The 22902-nt window shown below is 32.4% G+C and carries 20 protein-coding genes; 15 read left to right on the forward strand and 5 right to left on the reverse strand.

Features of this window, described 5'->3' with window-relative positions; genetic code table 11:
• Positions 1-78: 78 nt before the first annotated feature.
• From nagA to ACZ267_RS07835, 4 genes are all read left to right on the forward strand, one after another.
• Entirely contained in the window at positions 79-1248 is a 1170-nt protein-coding gene (gene nagA, locus ACZ267_RS07820; RefSeq protein ID WP_463680313.1) for an N-acetylglucosamine-6-phosphate deacetylase, read from the forward strand.
• Between the two features lie 249 nt (positions 1249-1497).
• Positions 1498-2847, forward strand: coding sequence for a hemolysin family protein (locus tag ACZ267_RS07825; RefSeq protein ID WP_002467170.1), 1350 nt, complete (start codon positions 1498-1500; stop codon positions 2845-2847).
• Positions 2848-2974: 127 nt separating this feature from the next.
• A complete protein-coding gene (locus tag ACZ267_RS07830; protein ID WP_002467169.1) occupies positions 2975-3817 on the forward strand; it encodes an aldo/keto reductase in 843 nt (280 codons plus the stop codon).
• A 229-nt stretch (positions 3818-4046) separates the two neighbouring features.
• On the forward strand, positions 4047-5153 hold the full coding sequence (locus ACZ267_RS07835; RefSeq protein WP_015365296.1) for a glycosyltransferase family 2 protein: 1107 nt from the start codon (positions 4047-4049) through the stop codon (positions 5151-5153).
• 466 nt (positions 5154-5619) lie between these two features.
• On the opposite strand, the gene ACZ267_RS07840 is transcribed toward ACZ267_RS07835, so the two are convergent.
• The 4 genes from ACZ267_RS07840 to queC form a co-directional block, all read right to left on the reverse strand.
• Positions 5620-6219 carry a hypothetical protein gene (locus ACZ267_RS07840; RefSeq protein WP_015365295.1) on the reverse strand — a complete coding sequence of 200 codons (600 nt, stop codon included), beginning with the start codon at positions 6217-6219 and terminating at the stop codon, positions 5620-5622.
• Between the two features lie 102 nt (positions 6220-6321).
• On the reverse strand, positions 6322-7035 hold the full coding sequence (queE, locus tag ACZ267_RS07845; protein WP_002466643.1) for a 7-carboxy-7-deazaguanine synthase QueE: 714 nt from the start codon (positions 7033-7035) through the stop codon (positions 6322-6324).
• Positions 7035-7454, reverse strand: coding sequence for a 6-carboxytetrahydropterin synthase QueD (gene queD, locus ACZ267_RS07850; RefSeq protein WP_002466648.1), 420 nt, complete (start codon positions 7452-7454; stop codon positions 7035-7037). Before queD ends, queE begins: the two co-directional genes overlap by 1 nt.
• Before the next feature lies 1 nt (position 7455).
• Positions 7456-8127 carry a 7-cyano-7-deazaguanine synthase QueC gene (gene queC / locus ACZ267_RS07855; protein ID WP_015365294.1) on the reverse strand — a complete coding sequence of 224 codons (672 nt, stop codon included), beginning with the start codon at positions 8125-8127 and terminating at the stop codon, positions 7456-7458.
• Positions 8128-8451: 324 nt separating this feature from the next.
• Between queC and ACZ267_RS07860 the strand changes: the two genes are divergently transcribed.
• The 7 genes from ACZ267_RS07860 (at position 8452) to ltaS (ending at position 15254) form a co-directional block, all read left to right on the forward strand.
• Positions 8452-9045 carry an anthranilate synthase component II gene (locus ACZ267_RS07860; protein WP_002466647.1) on the forward strand — a complete coding sequence of 198 codons (594 nt, stop codon included), beginning with the start codon at positions 8452-8454 and terminating at the stop codon, positions 9043-9045.
• A complete protein-coding gene (gene pabB, locus ACZ267_RS07865; RefSeq protein ID WP_002466645.1) occupies positions 9029-10177 on the forward strand; it encodes an aminodeoxychorismate synthase component I in 1149 nt (382 codons plus the stop codon). Before ACZ267_RS07860 ends, pabB begins: the two co-directional genes overlap by 17 nt.
• A complete protein-coding gene (locus tag ACZ267_RS07870) occupies positions 10177-10785 on the forward strand; it encodes an aminotransferase class IV (protein ID WP_002466649.1) in 609 nt (202 codons plus the stop codon). The genes pabB and ACZ267_RS07870 overlap by 1 nt, the downstream gene beginning before the upstream one ends.
• A 45-nt stretch (positions 10786-10830) precedes the next feature.
• Positions 10831-11037 carry a hypothetical protein gene (locus ACZ267_RS07875; protein ID WP_015365292.1) on the forward strand — a complete coding sequence of 69 codons (207 nt, stop codon included), beginning with the start codon at positions 10831-10833 and terminating at the stop codon, positions 11035-11037.
• A gap of 19 nt (positions 11038-11056) precedes the next feature.
• On the forward strand, positions 11057-11764 hold the full coding sequence (locus ACZ267_RS07880) for a 5-oxoprolinase subunit B family protein (protein ID WP_002465822.1): 708 nt from the start codon (positions 11057-11059) through the stop codon (positions 11762-11764).
• Entirely contained in the window at positions 11752-12756 is a 1005-nt protein-coding gene (locus ACZ267_RS07885; RefSeq protein WP_002465824.1) for a 5-oxoprolinase subunit C family protein, read from the forward strand. The genes ACZ267_RS07880 and ACZ267_RS07885 overlap by 13 nt, the downstream gene beginning before the upstream one ends.
• A 557-nt stretch (positions 12757-13313) precedes the next feature.
• The gene (ltaS, locus tag ACZ267_RS07890; RefSeq protein ID WP_002465826.1) at positions 13314-15254 is read left to right on the forward strand and encodes a polyglycerol-phosphate lipoteichoic acid synthase LtaS; all 1941 of its coding nucleotides are present in this window, start codon (positions 13314-13316) and stop codon (positions 15252-15254) included.
• 184 nt (positions 15255-15438) lie between these two features.
• Here the strand turns inward: ltaS and ACZ267_RS07895 are convergent, their stop codons facing one another.
• Positions 15439-16254 (reverse strand): ZIP family metal transporter, encoded by an 816-nt coding sequence (locus ACZ267_RS07895; RefSeq protein WP_002465827.1) that lies wholly within the window; start codon positions 16252-16254, stop codon positions 15439-15441.
• A gap of 102 nt (positions 16255-16356) precedes the next feature.
• Between ACZ267_RS07895 and ACZ267_RS07900 the strand changes: the two genes are divergently transcribed.
• From ACZ267_RS07900 to ACZ267_RS07915, 4 genes are all read left to right on the forward strand, one after another.
• Positions 16357-18246 (forward strand): ABC-F family ATP-binding cassette domain-containing protein, encoded by a 1890-nt coding sequence (locus ACZ267_RS07900; protein ID WP_171991401.1) that lies wholly within the window; start codon positions 16357-16359, stop codon positions 18244-18246.
• A 10-nt stretch (positions 18247-18256) separates the two neighbouring features.
• Positions 18257-20038, forward strand: a complete 1782-nt coding sequence (gene recQ / locus ACZ267_RS07905) for a DNA helicase RecQ (protein ID WP_031463909.1) — start codon at positions 18257-18259, stop codon at positions 20036-20038.
• Between the two features lie 236 nt (positions 20039-20274).
• A complete protein-coding gene (locus tag ACZ267_RS07910; protein ID WP_015365287.1) occupies positions 20275-21240 on the forward strand; it encodes an ABC transporter ATP-binding protein in 966 nt (321 codons plus the stop codon).
• Positions 21233-22747, forward strand: a complete 1515-nt coding sequence (locus ACZ267_RS07915; RefSeq protein ID WP_015365286.1) for an ABC transporter permease/substrate-binding protein — start codon at positions 21233-21235, stop codon at positions 22745-22747. The genes ACZ267_RS07910 and ACZ267_RS07915 overlap by 8 nt, the downstream gene beginning before the upstream one ends.
• Positions 22748-22902 lie beyond the last annotated feature (155 nt).

Genomic DNA, 22902 nt, shown 5'->3' on the forward strand with positions numbered 1-22902 from the left:
TTGTATGATATGAATAAAATGAAAGGTTGTAGTAAAATAACAATCGAATCATTAGTATTAGAAAAGAAGGTATTGATATTGAAAGAATATTTACTTATAAACGGTCAGATTTATACAGAAAGTCAAAAAATAGAACATGGTTTTATACATATTAAAGATAGCAAAATAATGGAAATAGGTTCTGATAAAGATAGATTGAACACTTTAAATAAATCGTATCCTACGGTAGATGCACAAGGTCATCATGTTATTCCAGGATTTATAGATATACATATCCACGGTGGTTACGGCGAAGATGCGATGGATGCCTCAATGGATGGTCTTAAACATTTATCTGAACAACTATTATCTGAAGGAACAACATCATTTTTAGCAACAACGATGACACAATCAGATGATAGTATTCATCGAGCACTCCAAAATATTGCAAATTATTATCAAATTCAAAATAGGCATGATGCTGCAGAAATTGTAGGTATTCATCTCGAAGGTCCATTTATTTCAGAACATAAGGTAGGCGCGCAACATCCTAAATATGTTCAAAGACCGTCTATTGAAAAGATTAAGACATTTCAAAAGACTGCCAATCAATTGATTAAAATTATTACTTTTGCACCTGAAGTTGATGGTGCAACTGATACATTAAAAGCTTTAAATAACGACATCATATTTTCAATGGGACATACAGTAGCTACATATGATGAAGCAAATGAAGCTGTTGATAATGGTGCTAAACATATTACACACTTATATAATGCAGCAACAGGCTTTGGACATCGAGAACCCGGTGTTTTTGGAGCGGCATGGTTAAATCAAAACCTAAATACAGAAATTATAGTTGATGGTGTGCATTCACATCCAGCGGCCGTAGCAATGGCTTACCAAAATAAAGGCAATGAACATATGTATCTCATTACAGATGCGATGCGTGCAAAAGGGATGCCAGAAGGTGAATATGATCTAGGTGGACAAAACGTTATTGTGAAGAATGAAGAAGCACGATTAGATTCAGGTGCATTAGCTGGTAGTATCTTAAAAATGAATGATGGTTTGCGTCATTTAATCACTTATACAGGTGCTTCAATTAAAGACTTGTGGCGTGTGACAAGTTGGAACCAAGCGATAGCGTTAGGTATCGATCAAACAAAAGGTAGTATTAAGGTAGGGAAAGATGCTGATATTGTGATTGTTGATGATACGATTTCAGTCCTTATGACGATTAAGAATGGTTATATTCATACATTTTAGATTTGAGGAATAACTTGACTAAATCGGGGTATTAGTTTTAAATGTTATGTTGTAATTCTATAAACATAAATCAACCAAATGAAATATTTTTATGATAGAATAAAATCAATTACATTTTTTTAGGGGGTGTCGCAATGGGAAGGTCTTAGCATGTAAATATCATTTAAGCCAATTCGAAAATTTTAATTACGTGTTAACCATGTGTGACACAGATAATATGGAGGTGAATCCCTAGAAATAGGGAATTAATTGGAAACTTCGACCATAATTAGTTTAATTGTATTTTTTCTTTTAATTGCATTAACAACAGTATTTGTCGGATCTGAATTTGCGCTTGTCAAAGTAAGATCTACGCGTATCGAACAATTAGCAGATGAAGGTAACAGTGGTGCTAAAATCGTTAAGAAAATGATTGCTAACCTTGATTACTACTTATCTGCATGCCAACTTGGTATAACAGTAACTTCATTAGGTTTAGGTTGGTTAGGTGAACCGACATTTGATAAATTACTACATCCATTATTCGAACTAATGCATTTACCAAGTGCATTAACGACAACAGTTTCATTTGTCATTGCGTTTATTGTAGTAACCTATTTACATGTCGTATTAGGTGAACTTGCACCTAAATCATTCGCTATTCAACATACAGAGAAAATGGCGTTACTATATGCTAGACCGTTATATTACTTTGGTAATGTCATGAAACCTTTAATTTGGTTAATGAACGGTTCGGCTCGTGTAATTCTTAGAGTGTTTGGTGTAGATCCAGATGCACAATCGGATGCAATGTCAGAAGAAGAAATCAAAATCATTATTAATAATAGTTATAATGGTGGCGAAATCAACCAAACTGAGCTTGCATATATGCAAAATATCTTTTCTTTTGATGAAAGACAAGCTAAAGATATTATGGTTCCCCGAACTCAAATGATTACGTTGAACGAGCCTTTTAATGTTGATGAACTATTAGAAACGATTAAAGAATACCAATTCACTCGATATCCTATCACTGAAGATGGTGATAAGGACCACGTTAAAGGATTTATAAATGTTAAAGAATTCTTAACTGAGTATGCATCTGGTAAAACAATCAAAATTGCTAACTATATACATGAGCTACCGATGATTTCAGAGACAACACGTATTAGTGATGCCCTTGTTAGAATGCAACGTGAACATGTTCATATCAGTTTGATTATTGATGAATATGGTGGTACAGCAGGTATTTTAACAATGGAAGATATTTTAGAAGAAATTGTCGGTGAAATCAGAGATGAATTTGACGATGACGAAGTGAACGACATCGTTAAATTAGAGGACAACAAATATCAAATTAATGGTCGAGTGTTATTAGACGACTTAAATGAACAATTTGGTATTGAATTCGAAGACTCAGAAGATATTGATACAATCGGTGGATGGTTACAATCTGAAAATACAAATCTTCAGAAAGACGATTTTGTAGATACAGATTACGATCGTTGGATCATATCAGAAATTGAAAATCACCAAATTATTTGGGTAACTTTAAATTATGAATTTAACCAAGAACGCCCAACATATGAAGTTAATTCAGATGAGGAACAAACGGATTAACAATGATATATGATGAAAAGACGCTTAAGCTATAATGTTTAAGCGTCTTTAATTACGTGTATTATAGTATGGTACACATTTGCTTACGTATTTCAACAACGAAGACATATGAAAGAGAGTGGTAAGAATGAATATTAATGATACACAATATTTAAATAATGGTTATCCTATGCCATCGATTGGCTTAGGTGTTTATAAAATAACAGATGATGAAATGAATGAAGTGATTAATACCGCTATTGAAGCAGGTTATCGTGCATTTGATACGGCATATTTCTATGGTAACGAACAGTCCTTAGGGCAAGCGTTAAAGCAAACAAACGTTGATAGAGAAGATTTATTTATTACATCTAAATTATGGAATGATTATCAAGGATATGACAGTACAATTCAATATTTCAATCAATCTTTAGAAAATTTAGGTCTTGAGTACCTAGACTTGTTTTTAATTCATTGGCCTTGTGAAGAAAATGGCTTATTTATCGAAAGTTATAAGGCATTAGAAACGCTTTATCATGAAGGTAAAGTCAAAGCCATAGGCGTTTGTAATTTTAAACAACATCATCTAGAGAAACTAATGCAAGAAACAGAAATAGTTCCTCAAATTAATCAAATAGAGTTACATCCATACTTTAATCAACAAGAATTACAAGATTATTGTGATCATCATGATATTAAAGTCACTGCATGGATGCCATTAATGAGAAATAAAGGGTTATTAGATGACCCAGTTATTACGGACATGGCTAAACGATATCATAAAACGGCAGCACAAATTGTTTTACGTTGGCATTTAGCACATAATCGTATTATTATTCCTAAATCTAAAACACCTAGTCGAATTCACGAAAACTATAATATTTTAGATTTCAATCTTGAACTTACAGATGTAGCACAAATTGACAGTTTAAATCGAAATGATAGACAAGGTAAAGATCCAGATGAAGTAGCGATAGGCGATTTGAAATAAATGAGTTGAAGTAATGCGACACAATACTAATCATTGTATGAGTGAAAAAGTCCATTAATCTTATTTTTGAGTTCATTTAAATTTACAAAAGTAGTGATTTTCAATAAATATTGTGATAAACATTAATGTAATATTAAGATTTTGTAAATACAAAGGCTCTAAGTAGAATACACTATTAAGTAATTGATAAAATAATATTAAACCAATTACTAGAAAAGGATGTCATTGAATGAATATAAGAGTCATCATTCCTTGTTATAATGAAGGGGAAGTCGTATTAAAAACATATGAAAAGCTGACTGAGATATTAAAGCAAGATAGCATCAATAAACAATATGAATACGATTTACTATTCATAGATGATGGCAGTAAAGATTCAACTATTGATCATCTACAAAATTTAGCATTAGCTGACCACCACGTCAAATACATCTCATTTAGTAGAAATTTTGGTAAAGAGGCTGCTATGGTGGCAGGCTATCAACATAGTGAACATTGTGACGCTGTAGTTATGATAGATGCTGATTTACAACATCCGCCAGAATTTATTCCGCAAATGGTTGAAGGATATAATGAAGGTTATGATCAAGTGATAGCAAAACGTGATCGTAAAGGAGAAAATGTCGCTAGAAAATCGATGACACGTGCTTATTATAAATTGATTAATGCCTTTGTGGAAGATGTACAATTTGAAGATGGCGTAGGTGACTTTAGATTACTAAGCAAGCGTGCCGTACAAGCACTGACATCTATGGATGAATATAACCGATTTTCAAAAGGATTATTTGAATGGATAGGTTATAATACGAAAGTATTCACCTATGAAAATGTAGAACGTGAAGCAGGAGAATCGAAATGGTCATTTGCCAAATTATTAAATTATGGTATTGATGGCTTAATTTCGTTTAATAATAAACCATTAAGAATGATGATTTATCTAGGTATGTTTACATTTTCGCTCAGTGTACTATATCTCGTATATCTTTTAATTAATATCATGATCTCAGGTGTGAACATTCCTGGTTACTTCACAACAATAGCTGCGATTACACTTTTAGGTGGTATTCAGTTAATGTCCATAGGAGTCATTGGTGAGTATATTGGTCGTATCTATTATGAAGTGAAAAAGCGTCCTAAATATATTGTTCAGGCCACAAATATTGAACCCGAACAAACATCTGAAATATCACAGGAGTCAAAAGACTCAGACAAGGCACAATCTAGAAAAAATCAATCTGAACACTATCATCAAATTAGAAGATTTGATGCACATAGACATCAACCGACATATCAAGCAACACAAAATAATGATGAATATAAAGAACATGTTCATTAAACAAAAAGCTTACAGGCTATGGATCAGTCCATGAGCTGTAAGCTTTTTATAATTTGATTTACCGACAACGAAAAAAACAGGCTGGGACATAAATATATATTTCAAGTTACATTCATATTTAGGCAGTAGTTGACTGTAAAGTCATTCTTTTTCTTAAAGAAATTAGAATGACTTACACATGAGTATTAACTCATGTGTTCAGATTAAGTTTAAGAGGTATACATGAACTTAAAAGTTCATGCATAAAACCGTCTAAGTAATGAATTACAAAGACGGTCTAATGTACCAAGCTTTTTCATTTCTAGTCAACTTTGCCGGGGTGGGACAACGATAAAGAAATACTTTTTCTTTAGAAATTAGTATTTCTTATGCATGAGTTTCACTCATGTATTCCTATTTTAAAGTACACATTAGCTGTGGCTAATGCGTAAGAACCACTTCATATTCAATGATTAGTGGTTCTTTATTATTTCTGTCCCACTCCCTTAAATATACGTTGCCATATGATAAATAATATGAATAGTACATAGATGATAGTAAATACATACCAAAAAGGTGTGAGTATCATCATAGCTATAAATGCGATGATAATTAATATCGTACCAATTAGCATAGGATGCTTGATTGTTTTTAAAATAGGTAGATGATCAAGCTCCGATACATTAAATGTACCTACAAATAATAATACTGCACCGATAATGAAAATAGCTGGAGCTAAGTATGGTAACGACATATAGACAGATTGTTCACTGGAAATATCAGTTATAAACTGCGTTAAACTGATGACAATGGCAAATATCACTGCAATGAACTTTTGGTCTTTTATCATGAAAGGGTTAATTTTTTTATTTAAATAGAGTTGTAATAATGCCCATACAATAAATAAAATCATCGTATAGATTGAAATGAAATTATATTTTGCGACTACAATTAAATCGATAATAGCATTTAATGAAATAGCTATTAGTATTGAACTAAATCGAAGTTGTTTAAATTGGTGCAAATATAAATCTATTCCTACAATGAGCAATACTACGGCAATATTAATTAATATATATAGAATCATGGTGTACTCCTATCCGTAATACTTCATTCAATTATTATATCAATTAACATAAACTTAATCATTATATAACACTCGAAATTGTTAAAGTTATATTAAATGAGTTTAAACACCCTTCATATTACTCCATAACAATGTGTGTAATTGTGGCAATACATATACATTATTCATATCGCTACTAGTCATAACACGTTCGACTAATTGTTCATAACGTTGTAATAGTTTAGAAGTATGGTTGTCGACCTCTTCATCTAAATAAGGATTACCCACTTGTAAATAAAATGGTATAGATGGATAACGATGATGAATCATTTTAGCAAATTCGAAGTCATCCTCATCAAAAATGACGACTTTTAAATTAAGTGATTCAGGTACACACTGTTCAATAACACTATCTAAAATATCCAAATTAGGTTTCATATTTGAGCTTGGCGGTTTAGGACTAATTGTTAAGTCATCGATTTGAGTCATCCATGGTTGGAATTTACTACCTTGTGTTTCAAGGGCAGTTTGAATATGATGTTCTTCAAATAAATCTACTAAATCTTGGATACCTTTAATAAGTGCTGGGTTTCCACCAGAAATTGTGACGTGATTAAAATTGTCACCACCTACTTCACGCAATTTGTTATAGATTTCTTCTGCAGACATTAATTGAATATCTTCTTTAGCACTACCATCCCATGTAAAGGCAGAATCACACCAACTACAGCGATAATCACAACCTGCAGTTCTAACAAACATTGTTTTTCTACCAATGACGCGTCCTTCGCCTTGAATCGTTGGACCAAATACTTCTAATACAGGTATTTTAGCCATTATTGATCACCCTTAGGACGATATACGACATAGCTTGTAGGTGTTTCACGTAAATAAACTTGGACACATTTTGGTTGATTCTTTTGATCTTTAAGATATGATTGCACCATTTGATAAATAGTTTGAGCAACAATTTCTGTAGAAGGACTTTTACCTTTGAATTGAACTAAGTCATTTAATAAATAATGATCAAATTGGTCATGAATGAGTTTTTTTAAATCACTAAAATTTACTAAAAAACCATTGTGATCTAATTCATCTCCAGCTATGGTAATATTTACGAAATAAGTGTGTCCGTGAGTACGCATACATTTTCCAGCGTCTTCACTTGGGATATAATGTGCTGCTGAAAAGTTAAAGTCTTTATTAAGTTCGAATTGATAGGGATGATTGACAGTAGGATAGATTTGTTGAATCATCTTATTGTACTCCTTTCTTCGCAAGATATTGGTCGAGTCCGCGCGATCTTAATTGGCAAGCAGGGCATTCACCACAACCATCTCCAATAATACCGTTATAACAAGTTAGCGTATTTTCACGAATATAGTTTAATACCCCAAGATTATCAGCTAGTTCCCATGTTTGTGCTTTATCTAACCACATTAATGGCGTGTGAATCACAAAATCTCTGTCCATAGACAAGTTTAATGTTACATTCATTGATTTAATGAAACTATCACGACAGTCTGGATAACCTGAGAAGTCAGTTTCACAAACCCCGGTAATGATATGTTTAGCTTTAATTTGATAAGCTAATGCACCAGCGAATGATAAGAACAGTAGATTACGTGCAGGTACGAATGTATTTGGAATACCATCTTCTGTATCTTCAATTTTTAGATCATGTTGTGTTAATGCATTAGGTGTCAGTTGCGATAACAACGACATATCTAATATGTGATGTTCAACGTTTTGTTCTTGAGCAATTTTTTTAGCTACTTCAATTTCAGCATCATGTCTTTGTCCATAATTAAAGGTAACGAGAATAACATCTTTAAAATGCTTTTTAGCATAAAACAAACATGTTGTACTGTCTTGGCCTCCGCTAAAGACGACTATGGCTTTGTTTTGATCTAGAGTGTGTTGTACCATGATTTTTCCTCCTATATATCATGAGTCACTAAAACAGAAAATTAAGGCATAAAAAAAGCCTATCTCTATAAAAAAGATAGACGACAGATTGTAAATACACATATAATTTTAAAGAACGTATTAAAATGATATGTCTATTTACAAACAGAAATTGAATTCAGTGTCTAGTTTTTTATAGAGGGTTTCGGCTAGGAACCTCTGATAAATATATATTTTGTACGCAACATAGAATAAACCAATTCATATGTAAAATCAAGTAAATTTTTGTGATAATAGTGTTAAGGACATATCGAATAACGAATATTAATGTAATGGAGCGTAATCATGATAGTAGTGATAGATAATAAAGATTCATTTACTTATAATTTAATTAATTATTTTAAAATGGCTACACGAGATATGGTAAACGTCATTGATGTAGAGGAGATTAATATCGAGGAATTAAAGGCGCTAAAGCCTAAAGCTATCGTTATTTCGCCGGGTCCTGGGCGACCTAGTGATTATCCTATTTTATTTAAAGTGATGGATGACTTTTATCAGCACATACCTATTTTGGGGGTCTGTTTAGGATTTCAAATGATTTGCCAATATTTTGGAGGAATAATTATACATAGAGATAGACCAATACATGGTCATACGACATTATTAAGCCACTATGGTGAAGGGATGTTTCAAGGACTGCCAGAGAAATTTAATGTAATGTTATATCATTCTTTACAAGTAGATGAAAATAGCATTCCAAGCGAATTGAATATTACGGCTAAGGGAGAAGATGATGTCATTATGGGATTACAGCACGATAAATATCCTATATACGGATTACAGTATCACCCAGAATCCATTTTAAGCGAACAAGGCCAAAACCAGATTCAAAACTTTATAGATATTGTAGGTGAAAATAGTGACTATCAAATTTAACTATCGCTATTACTTAGACGACAATCAATTCGAAATCTATCATCTTGAATTAGATCAATTGATTGAAAAAAAGATAGCTAAACATATGGATGAAGTGGGGCATGTGATACGTTTTGCAGAATTACAACAACAACAAGGTCGTTATGTCGCGTTATATGTAACATATGAAGCGGCTCGTTATTTCAACCCACAAATGGATGTGTGCCATGTAGAAGAAGGTGGTGTCTTAGCAATTGCATATAGCTTTAAAGTTGCCAATCACATAAATGAATCTACAAAATTGAATGATGTATCATATAATTCGAAACATCATTTTAAATTTATAGAATCCAATCAACAAATGAAAGAAAAAATCAAAAGCATTCAACATGCAATTGTCGAAGGAGACACCTATCAAGTGAACTATACTACCCGATTAACTGATAACATCTATTTTCCCATTCATCAGTTATATCGACAATTAACTACTGTAGCGAATGGTAATTACACGGCCTTATTAGATACAGATGAGGTCAAAGTTGCATCTATTTCTCCTGAATTATTTTTTCAGAAAGGAATATTTAATGGTGAAACGAACGTATTAGTTAGTAAGCCAATGAAGGGTACAATGCCGAGAGGTGAAACGAACGAAGAAGATCTACAAAACTACCATCAGCTTCAACAGTCTGAGAAAGATAAAGCTGAAAATGTAATGATTGTAGATTTATTGCGTAATGATATTTCTAGAATAGCAATGACAGGGAGTATTATTGTTTATAAATTATTTTTTATAGAAACGTATCATACGGTTCATCAAATGACGAGTATGGTCACAGGGAAATTACCGTCAGAAGTGACCCTTGAAATGATTTTAAGTGCTATTTTCCCGTGTGGTTCTATTACTGGTGCACCAAAGATAAATACTATGAAATTAATTCATTCTTTAGAACAAGTTCCAAGATACATATATTGTGGAACGATTGGATTATTAGTGCCTAACGGTAAGATGATATTTAATATACCTATACGTACGATTGAGTATCGACATCAGCAAGCGATTTATGGTGTTGGTGCTGGGATTACGATTAACTCTAACCCAGATAATGAAGTCCAAGAATTTTATGATAAGACGAGGATACTGGAGAGGTTATAATGTACTTATTTGAAACAATGAAATTAGAGAATGGTCATATTGCACGACTTGCTTATCACAAACAACGAATAAGTCAATCTAGTAACAAATTGAATATGACTTTTAATGAGTTAGACTGGGAACGTCTTATTCACTCGATTCAATCTGAATATCAAGAAGGTAGTTATCGTTTGAAAGTGATGTTACAAGAAGAAGGCCATTTCGACTATTTAGTAGCACCACTAACATCTAAATCATATTTTACTGCGTCTTTAGTACGTGAACATTCTAATACATCTCATCTAACAATAATTAATAAAACATCGAATAGAGACCATGTATCTTATGATTTAGATACTGATTTAGCACTCATATTTGATAAGAATGGCAAGATTTTAGAATTTAATATTGGGAACGTTATGTTTAAAGAAAACGGATATTATTATACACCTCATTATAATGAAGATTTTTTATTAGGATGCATGCGGCAATCATTAATAGATGAAGGTTGTTTGCAAGAAAAAAACTATTATGTTGATGAATTAATAGAGAAATTGAATACTAATAAAGTAGAGGTATTTTTATTAAATAGTTTGCGAGAGGTTGCCGACGTTACAATTTACCTATAAAATTAACATGAAAGTAGCGCGAAATATTATCAAATGGAGTAGATAATGACATTATTATGGATAGGATTATTAATTGTTGTAGCAGTTGTAAATAAAGTTATCGTTAATCGATTATTACAAAAGAGAGCACAAGTATTCGCACGTATCGTTGCAACAGTTACTACCATATGTGCCATTATATTAGTATATTTATTGATTAAATCACTGATGCCTTTTGTAATAGAGCGTATGAACGTATTTTATCATCATTAAAGACTTTTGAGGTGAAGGTATGAAAATATATAGTCAAGGAGACCAAGCCATCGTAATATCAATAGAGAAAAAGGTATCAAAAGATCTTACTGAAGATTTATTAGCCTTGCGATCATATTTAAATGAAAAAAATTACTCGTTCATCATAGAAATAGTACCTACTGAATCGGACATGATGATTATTTATGATGCACGAGATATGATTAAACATCATCATATACAATCACCATTCTTATATATGAAAGCGCTCATTGAATCAATTAAGTTGGAAATAAAACATGATAATAAAACGCAATCACCATTCCAAATTCCTATTGTGTATGGAGATGAATATGGGCCGGACTTAGAATCATTATTAAAACATTTAAAAATGGATGAATCACAATTTAAAGCACTTCATACAGGAAGTGATTACTTTGTATCAATGATGGGATATTCACCAGGATTTCCATATTTAACAGGAATGCATAAAAAATTATTTGTGAATCATACAAGTAAAGAAAAGAAATTTATTCCGGCAGGTTCAGTCGTCATTGAAGGTAAGAAATGTGGTATCGTTACGACTGACACATATAATGATTGGTTGGTCATTGGATATACACCAACACAACTTTTCTTTCCAAACAAAGATGATTTTTCACTCTTAAAACTAGGCGATAACGTACAATTTATTGCTAAAGATAAAAACGAATTGGATTTAGGAGACTTTAAAACATGTCAATCATAATAGAAAATAGCGGTTTGTTTAGTAGTTTTCATGATTTTGGGAGACACGGATATGAACACAATGGTGTGATACCAAGTGGTGCACTTGATAGTTTGTCACACGAAATTGCTAATCGATTAGTAGCTAATGATAAAAATGAAGCCACACTCGAAATGACCCATAAAATGCCAACGATTCGTTTTACGGAACCAACATTAATCGCATTAGCAGGTGGTAATTTTAAAGCAGAGACACAAACAATGAAGGTCTTTCCATATAAGTTATATTTAATGAAAAAAGATGATGTGTTAAAGTTTGAAGAAACGAACAGAACATCACGTGTCTATTTAGCTGTCGGTGGAGGCTTTAATCTAGAAGAATGGTTAGGTTCTACATCAACAGATTTTAATGTTAAATTGGGTGGCTTTGAAGGTCGACAATTACAAAATGGTGATGAAATAGAAATGAAACGCCTATATAGTGAACGACATCAAAAATTATTTGAAAATTTAGCAGAATCTCGTCAAACCGATTGGGGTGTAGATGGCTACGCGTTATCATTTAATTATATGTCTGACGTCTTTCATGTCATTAAAAATAAAGGTTCAGAAGACTTTAAAGAAAATGTCTTACAACGTTTTACAACACACAATTATAAAGTAACCAGTAAAGCAAATAGAATGGGAATGGTTTTAGAAGGGGAAAAAGTGAAAGCGTATTATGATGATATGCCTGCACATCAATCGGTTAAACGTGGCACAATCCAAGTTAAAAGAGATGGTACACCAATCATCTTATTAAATGATCACTATACATTAGGTAGTTATCCTCAGATAGGTACGATAGCAAGTTATCATTTAACAAAGTTAGCTCAGAAACCAACCGGATCAAAATTAAAATTCCAATTTATAGATATTGAAACAGCCGAGAAAAATCTAATTAAATATAGTAATTGGTTAAATCAATTATTCCATGGTATTGAGTATCGTATGCAGTTAGAGATGTTGAAATAGGCACTATTAATGCAAGGTGGAAGCTCGTACTTAAGACGGATGGCTTAATCAATATAAGTCTATATAATATATAGATACATTAAAGAAGGTATAACTTTAAATCATAGTTTATATGTTGAAAAGTGTGTTTTTACTTGATATTTAAGGTTGCTTCCTTTATATTAATATATTGAACTATGTATTTTGTTACAATATGATTACATTCATCATATTTTCTTAATAAAAAATTAACATCAACAATACATTAGCTAGTTATTGGACCAATCTACTAGCTATTTTTAACGTCAAAATGAAATGTTTAGTGAATTTTAAAAATTATATATTGTGTTAAATCATGCAGACCAACATTGGAATGGATTAAAATAAAAATGGAAATAACTTGTTTTATTTCGACGTAGTAAAGTAAGCAATGCGTTTATATGTTAAACGTAGTTATTGTTAAAGAGGAATAAAGCTTACTGGTGTTGTTTTAAGACAAATTACTATTGCCTAATTACGTTTAATTCGTTATTGATAAGGTTCTTGTGGTTTATTAACAATAAACGGAGGAAACAAACATGAGTTCTCACAAAAAGAAGATAAGTCTTTTTGCGTTTTTCCTGATGACCGTATTTACGATCACGCTAAAGACATATTTTTCATATTATGTTGATTTTTCTTTAGGTGTTAAAGGATTAGTACAAAACTTAATATTACTGATGAATCCATACAGTTTAATCGCACTAGTACTAAGTGTGTTCCTATTCTTCAAAGGTAAAAAGGCTTTCTGGTTCATTTTTGTTGGAGGATTCTTATTAACATTTTTACTGTATGCCAACGTTGTATACTTCAGATTCTTCTCTGATTTTTTAACGTTTAGTACTTTGAATCAAGCAGGGAATGTAGAATCTATGGGTGGCGCATTAGGTGCTTCATTTAAGTGGTACGACTTTGTGTACTTTATCGATACGATTATCTACCTGTTTATTCTAATCTTTAAACGTCAGTGGTTAAGTACAAAAGCATTTAGTAAGAAATTTGTTCCAGTCGTCATGGCTGTATCAGTTGCGTTATTCTTCTTAAACTTAGCTTTTGCTGAAACTGACCGTCCAGAGTTATTAACTCGTACATTCGACCATAAATACTTAGTTAAATATTTAGGACCATTTAACTTTACAGTATATGATGGTGTAAAAACGATCGAAAACAATCAACAAAAGGCTTTAGCATCAGAAGATGACTTAACTAAAGTACTTAATTATACAAAACAAAAGCGTACTGAACCTAACCCAGAATATTATGGTGCGGCTAAGAAGAAAAATATTATTAAAATCCATTTAGAGAGTTTCCAAACTTTCTTAATTAACAAGAAAGTTAATGGTAAGGAAGTAACACCATTCTTGAACAAACTATCAAGTGGTAAAGAAGATTACACTTACTTCCCTAACTTCTTCCATCAAACTGGTCAAGGTAAGACATCAGATGCCGAATTGACAATGGATAACAGTATATATGGATTACCACAAGGTTCTGCATATTCATTAAAAGGTGACAACACATATGAATCACTACCTGCAATTTTAGACCAAAAGCAAGGTTATAATTCAAATGTCATGCATGGTGACTATAAAACGTTCTGGAACAGAGACCAAATTTATAAACACTTTGGTATAGATAAGTTCTATGATGCTACGTATTATGATATGTCAGATGATAATGTAGTTAACTTAGGATTAAAAGATAAAATATTCTTCAAAGATTCAGCGGACTATCAAGCTAAAATGAAGAAACCGTTCTATTCTCACCTTATTACATTGACTAACCATTATCCATTCACTTTAGATGAGAAGGATGCATCAATTGATAAGCCAAACACAGGTGACTCTACAGTTGACGGATACATTCAAACAGCACATTATTTAGACCAAGCGCTTGAAGAATATGTTACTGACCTTAAGAAAAAAGGTTTATATGATGATTCTGTTATCATGATTTATGGTGACCACTATGGTATCTCTGAAAACCATAATAATGCGATGGAAAAATTATTAGGTGAAAAGATCACGCCAGCGAAATTCACTGATTTAAACCGTACTGGTTTCTGGATTAAAATACCAGGCAAATCAGGTGGCATAAATAAAGAGTACGCTGGACAAATGGATGTTATGCCAACGATTTTACATTTAGTTGGTATCGATACTAAAAACTACATCATGTTTGGTACTGATTTATTCTCTAAACAACATAACGATGTAGTACCATTTAGAAATGGTGACTTTATCACTAAAGACTACAAATATGTTAACGGTAAGTTATATTCTAATAAAGATAATGAATTACTAACTAAAAAACCAAAAGACTTCGAGAAAAATCAAAAACAAGTTGAAAAAGATTTAGAAATGAATGATAGTTTACTTAACGGTGACTTATTCAGATTCTATAAAAATCCTGATTTCAAAAAAGTAGATCCATCGAAGTATGAATATAAAACAGGACCAAAAGGTAACGAGAAAAAATAATTCAATAAAACCGAATTGAGCATGAGCGCTCAATTCGGTTTTGATTTGTCTTTTTAATACGATATATAAAAGGAGTGGGGGTTCTATTGAACGCCCACTCCTCTTTATTATTCTATCTGCCTTTGTAGTCAAACTTTAATTTTAGGAAATTATATGGAAATTACATCTTAATAAAAATACTAGATTAACCTAATGCAACGTCTAATACCATCATAATAGCAAAACCAAGCATTAAGCTTAGCGTAGCTAAGTCTGTATTATTACCTGATTGAGAATCTGGAATCAACTCTTCTACTACTACAAATATCATTGCACCTGCAGCAAAGGCAAGCGCGTACGGTAACATCGGTGTAATAACTAGTACTGCACCTGCACCAAGCATAGCAAATATGGGTTCTACAATAGCTGAAGCCTGTCCATAGTTAAAAGCTTTCCAACTAGATGCACCGGCTGCTTTTATTGGCATAGATAATGCTGCACCTTCTGGAATGTTTTGAATACCTATACCGATTGCTAAACCAATTGCCCCTAAAAATGTGGCAGTACCATTGCCTGATACAACGCCGCCAAAGGCAACACCAATTGATAAACCTTCTGGTATATTATGCAATGTAATCGCAAGAACAAGTAAAGCATTTTTACTTAGAGATGTGTCAATGCCTTCTTGTTGTTGATTTTCATCTTTCGCATTTCGGTGCATATGTGGTATAACAAAATCTAGTCCGCGAATAAAGAAACCACCAAATAAGAATCCGATCGCAGCTGGTAACCAAGGCATTGCTGAATCTTTACTAAATTCAATTGAGGGTTGTAACAGAGACCAGAAACTTGCGGCAATCATAATACCTGCAGCAAACCCTTGCATCGAGTTCAACACTTTATCATTAACAGATTTAAAAATAAAGACAGAAGCTGCACCAAGTGCTGTTAATAACCATGTAATGATTCCTGCAATTAAAGCTTGAAAATGAGGAGGCAAATTTTCGAAGAATTCTGCCATAACTAGGTCTCCTTGTATCATTTAAGCTTAAAAAGGTGTATAATATATAGAACTGATTTAAGCTTAACAAAATTATATAGAAAATTCGATAGTAAAAGGAAGATAAGCATGGAAGCATATAAAATTGAACATTTAAATAAATCCTATGCAGATAAAGTGATATTCGATGACTTAAATTTATCTATATCTGAACACGAAAAAATTGGGCTAGTAGGGATTAATGGTACAGGTAAGAGTACATTGCTGAAAGTCATAGGTAATATAGACGAAGACTTCACGGCTGATATCACACATCCAAATAATTATCGAATACGTTATTCATCGCAGAAACATGATCTTGATGGAGATATGACGGTGTTTGAGGCAGTACTTAGTTCTGATACACCTACATTAAAGGTGATTAAAGATTATGAACAAGCTGTAAATCAATATGCTATCAATCAAAGCGACAAGCAATTTCAAATTATGATGGAAGCTCAAGAAATGATGGATCGTAAAGAGGCATGGGATTATAATGCCGAAATCAAGACCATACTTTCTAAATTAGGCATTAATGATACAAATAAATTAGTGAAGGCATTATCAGGTGGTCAACAAAAGCGTGTTGTTTTAGCGAAGACATTAATAGAACAACCCGATTTATTATTGTTAGACGAGCCGACAAACCATTTAGATTTTGAGTCGATAAACTGGTTAATTAATTACGTAAAGCAATATCCTTATACTGTTTTATTTGTAACACATGACCGTTACTTTTTAAACGAAGTATCTTCAAGAATTATTGAATTAGATAGAGGTAAGTTAAAAACATATCCTGGTAATTATGAAGATTACATAGCTATGCGTGCTGAAAATGAACAAATCGAACAGAAGCAACAACAAAAGCAAAAGGCACTATATAAGCAAGAATTAGCTTGGATGAGAGCTGGCGCAAAAGCTAGAACAACTAAACAACAGGCACGTATTAATCGCTTTAGCGACTTAGAATCTGAAGTTAAACAACAAACGAAACAAGATAAAGCACAGTTGAATTTAGCTCACTCAAGACTAGGTAAACAAGTGTACGAATTAGATCATTTATCAAAATCAATCAATGACAAAGTACTATTTGAAAATATTACTGAGATTATACAAAGTGGTCAAAAAATAGGTATAGTAGGTCCTAATGGAGCGGGTAAAACAACATTATTAAATATATTAGCATCTGAAGATCAATCGTTTGAAGGCCAATTAAAAGTAGGGCAGACCGTTAAAGTGGCATACTTTAAACAAACTGAAGAAACATTAGATAGAGATATCCGAGTCATTGATTATCTGCGAGAAGAAAGTGAAGTTGCTATGGAAAAAGATGGTACTTCTGTATCTGTAACACAATTGCTCGAGCGCTTTCTATTTCCAAGTTCAACGCATGGTAAAAAAGTGTATAAATTGTCAGGTGGCGAACAAAAGCGTCTATATCTTTTACGCTTATTAGTACATAAGCCGAATGTATTATTATTAGACGAACCTACAAATGACTTAGATACCGAAACACTAACCATTTTAGAAGATTATATTGATGAATTTGGTGGTTCAGTGATTACGGTTAGCCATGATAGATATTTTCTTAACAAAGTGGCACAAGAGTATTGGTATATTCATGATGGCAAAATGGAAAAAATCATTGGCTCATTTGAAGACTATGAAGCCTATAAAAAAGCTCAAGACAAACAATTTGCTATGGATAAACAGAGTGCTAATCAAACCAAACATAAACCACAATCTCGAAAAAAATCGGGACTATCATACAAGGAAAAGCGGGAATATGAAGCGCTTCTTGAACGTATTGATCAAACTGAAACAAGATTAGTTGAAATTGACGAAGAAATGGTAGAAGCCAGTGCAGATTACGCAAAAATCAAAGCACTGAATGAAGAAAAAGAACAACTTGAGGCAACATATGATACTGACATCACAAGATGGAGTGAACTCGAAGAATTAAAAGAACAATAAGGGGAATTTAATCATGCAAGAAACTTTATCGCATTATTTTGGCTACGATACGTTTCGTCCAGGTCAGGAAGAAATCATTTCAAAAATTATAGATCATCGAAATGTACTAGGTGTGTTACCAACAGGTGGCGGTAAATCGATATGTTATCAAGTACCTGGATTGATGTTAGGTGGAACGACAATTGTTATTAGTCCATTAATATCTTTAATGAAAGACCAAGTAGACCAATTGAAAGCAATGGGGATTAATGCTGCATTTATTAATAGTAGCTTAACTCAAAAACAACAAAAAGAGATTGAGCAAGATTTAATTAGCGGCCATATTCAGTTCTTATATGTAGCACCTGAACGTTTTGAAAATCAATATTTTTTAAGTCAATTAAGAAAAGTAAATATACGATTAGTTGCATTTGATGAAGCACATTGTATTTCAAAATGGGGACATGATTTCAGACCAAGTTATCAAAATGTGATTCAAAAAGTTTTCACTCTGCCACAAGATTTTGCGATTGTGGCATTAACAGCAACAGCAACAGCAGAAGTACAACAAGATATTATGGACAAGTTAAATATTGAGGCCAACGATGAAGTGAAAACGAGCACGAAGCGTCGAAATTTAATATTTAAAGTTAATCCAACATATCAACGTCAAAAATTTGTCGTAGACTATGTCACTGAACATGATGAAGAAGCGGGTATTATTTATTGTTCGACACGTAAACAAGTTGAAGAGCTACAAGAGGTACTTGAAAGTCATAAGGTTAAATGTACGATTTATCATGCTGGATTAACAAATAAGGAAAGAGAAGCTGCTCAAAACGATTTTCTATACGATCGTGTGAATGTCGTTATTGCGACGAATGCCTTCGGTATGGGGATAGATAAATCCAATGTCAGATTTGTTATACATTACAATATGCCGGGTGATTTAGAATCATATTATCAAGAAGCTGGACGTGCAGGTCGTGATGGCTTGAAAAGTGAATGTATCTTATTATTCAGTGAACGTGATAGAGGACTTCATGAATATTTTATATCAGTATCTCAAGCAGACGATGATTATAAAGAAAAAATGGGCGAAAAACTAACTAAAATGCTCCAATATACTAAAACTAAAAAATGTCTTGAAGCAACGATAGTCCATTATTTTGAACCTAATGAAAAATTAGAAGAATGTAAACAGTGTAGTAATTGTATACAAGAGAATAAAACTTACGATATGACGAGAGAAGCTAAGATGATTATTAGTTGTGTCGCACGTATGAGACAACAAGAAAGCTATAGCGTCATTATTCAAGTATTACGCGGTGAAACAACAGATTACATTAAATATAATGATTACGACCAATTGACTACTCATGGCATTATGAAATCATATACCACTTCAGAATTAAGTCATTTAATTGATGAGTTAAGATTTAAAGGCTTTTTAAATGAAAATGATGAAATACTTATATGTGATAAGTCAGTGAAAAAATTATTAAATGATGATACAAAAGTATTTACTACGCCATTTAAACAAAAATCAAAAGAAAAAGTGTTTATCAATACAGTAGAAGGTGTAGACAGAGCCTTATTTAGCGAATTGGTTAAAGTGAGAAAACAATTGAGTGATAAACTGGGTATTGCACCAGTAAGTATTTTTTCTGATTACACATTAGAAGAATTTGCTAAGCGGAAACCAGAATCTAAACAAGACATGATAAATATTGATGGTGTGGGAAGTTATAAATTAAAACATTATTGCCCACAATTCTTAGAAAGAATACAGTCATATAAGACAAGTATTTAAAGAGCAACATTAATAAAATGAATTGAGATATCAACTCGATGTATGTCACATGATGAATGTGTCATACATCGAGTTTTTCATTTTAAAAAGGACATCAATTTAGCAATTAGAAAGTACACTTTGCAACAAATATTAAAAAATCCAAAGATTTATTTAATTTGATTTGTGATTAGAACATAAAACAGGGTATAGTAGATGAAAATGTCTATTTGATTAGAGTGAATGAAGGTGAAGTTGTGATTGAATTTAAGAATGTGACGAAACGGTATGGTAATCATGTTGCAGTAGACGATGTTAGTTTCAACATCAAAGAAGGAGAGTTTTTCGTATTAATAGGCCCTTCAGGTTGTGGGAAAACGACAACTTTAAAAATGATAAACCGATTAATTCCACTAAGTGAGGGATATATTTATTTTAATAATAAGCCAATCAGTGATTATCCAGTTTATGAAATGAGATGGGATATTGGGTATGTACTACAACAAATCGCATTATTTCCACATATGACGATTAAAGAAAATATAGCGCAAGTGCCACAAATGAAGAAATGGAAAGATAAGGATATTGATGCAAGAGTTGATGAATTATTAGAGATGGTCGGATTGGAGCCTGAGACTTATAAAAATAGGTTGCCAGAAGAACTATCTGGAGGACAACGACAACGTGTTGGGGTAGTGCGTGCGTTAGCAGCAGATCCACCAGTCATTATTATGGATGAACCATTTAGTGCATTAGATCCAATAAGTAGAGAAAAACTTCAAGATGATTTGATTGATTTACAAACAAAGATTAAAAAAACCATCGTATTTGTGACACATGATATACAAGAGGCAATGAAGTTGGGAGATCGAATATGCTTATTGAATGAAGGACATGTCGAACAAATTGATACACCATCAGGTTTTCAACAACATCCTCAAAGTGATTTTGTGAAACAATTTATGGGTAATCACATACAGAAATCAGAATCTAGAGTGATGTTGAAAGACTTAAATATTGAACGTCAATTAGATGAGGTTGCAGCTACGAAAAATTATCCAGAAATAAGTAATGAGCGATATATAGATGATATTTATCAAACATTTATCAATCATGACGCTATCATAATGATTGATGAACAATCACAACATAAGACATTAATTAGAAGAGAAGATGTATTTAAATATTTGTCAGGCATAAAGGGGGATAACACCCATGCATGAATTTTGGCAAACGCTAGCAGAACGTAAGGGACAGTTACTCTCAACGATTATAGAGCATATACAGATATCATTTATTGCTTTATTAATAGCAACAATCATTGCAGTACCACTTGGTATTTTATTAACCAAAACGAAGAAAATATCTGAAATTGTCATGAATATTGCTGCAATACTGCAAACGATTCCCTCATTAGCATTACTTGGATTAATGATCCCATTATTTGGTATAGGACGATTACCAGCAATCATTGCACTCGTTGTATACGCACTTTTACCTATATTACGTAATACATATACAGGTGTAAAAGAGGTAGATCCATCACTAGTCGAAGCGGCAAAAGGTATTGGTATGAAACCCATACGTCGATTAACTAAAGTAGAATTACCTATAGCCATGCCTGTAATTATGGCAGGTATTAGAACTGCTATGGTACTCATTATAGGTACTGCAACTTTAGCAGCATTAATTGGTGCTGGTGGACTGGGGGATTTAATTTTACTAGGGATTGATCGTAATGACGCGTCATTAATTCTAATTGGTGCAATTCCAGCAGCATTATTAGCAATATTATTTGATATTGTACTAAGATTTATGGAGAAATTATCATATAAAAAGTTATTAATCGTGTTAGGAACAATGGTAATCATCATTATGATTGCTATTATCGTTCCATTATTTGCCCAAAAAGGGGATAAAATTACGTTGGCAGGTAAATTAGGTTCAGAACCATCTGTCATTACCAATATGTATAAAATCTTAATTGAACAAGATACAGATGATACTGTTGAAGTTAAAGATGGAATGGGTAAGACTGCCTTCTTATTTAATGCACTCAAATCTGACGATATCGATGGTTATTTAGAATTCACAGGTACAGTTTTAGGAGAGTTAACAAAAGAAGATTTAAAATCTAAGCAAGAACCTCAAGTATATCAACAAGCTAAACAAAGTTTAGAGAAAAAATATAATATGACCATGTTAAAACCAATGAAATATAATAATACTTATGCATTAGCAGTTAAACGTGATTTTGCTAAGAAAAATCATATTAAAACCATTGGTGATTTGTCTAAAGTAGAAGATAAATTGAAACCAGGGTTTACATTGGAATTCAATGATCGACCAGACGGTTTTAAAGCAGTTAAAAAGGCTTATGGTCTAAATATTTCAAATGCGAAAACCATGGAACCTAAACTCCGCTATACAGCAGTTGAAAAAGGGGACATCAATTTAATTGATGCGTATTCTACAGATGCAGAATTAAAGCAATATGATATGGTAGTATTAAAAGATGATAAACATGTATTCCCACCTTATCAAGGTGCACCAATGTTTAAAGAAAAATTCATCAAGGATCATCCAGAAGTGAAGAAACCTCTCAATAAACTAGCTGGCAAGATTTCAGATGAAGAAATGCAAGAAATGAATTATAAAGTTACAGTAAAGAAACAAGACCCTTATCAAGTAGCTAAAGATTACTTAGAAAAAGAAGGTCTGTTGAAATAAAATAGTTTCTTAGACATAGTCTCAATGCGCATGGAACATAATGAAATGTTTCATTCTCATTGAGGCTTTTTTGAATCTTTAGATAGCCACTTTAACTATTACATTTCATATTTGATTTGAAGATGGATTGATTTATGTAATAGTAAGTGTTTATA

This window comes from Staphylococcus sp. AC872 (assembly GCF_979255425.1).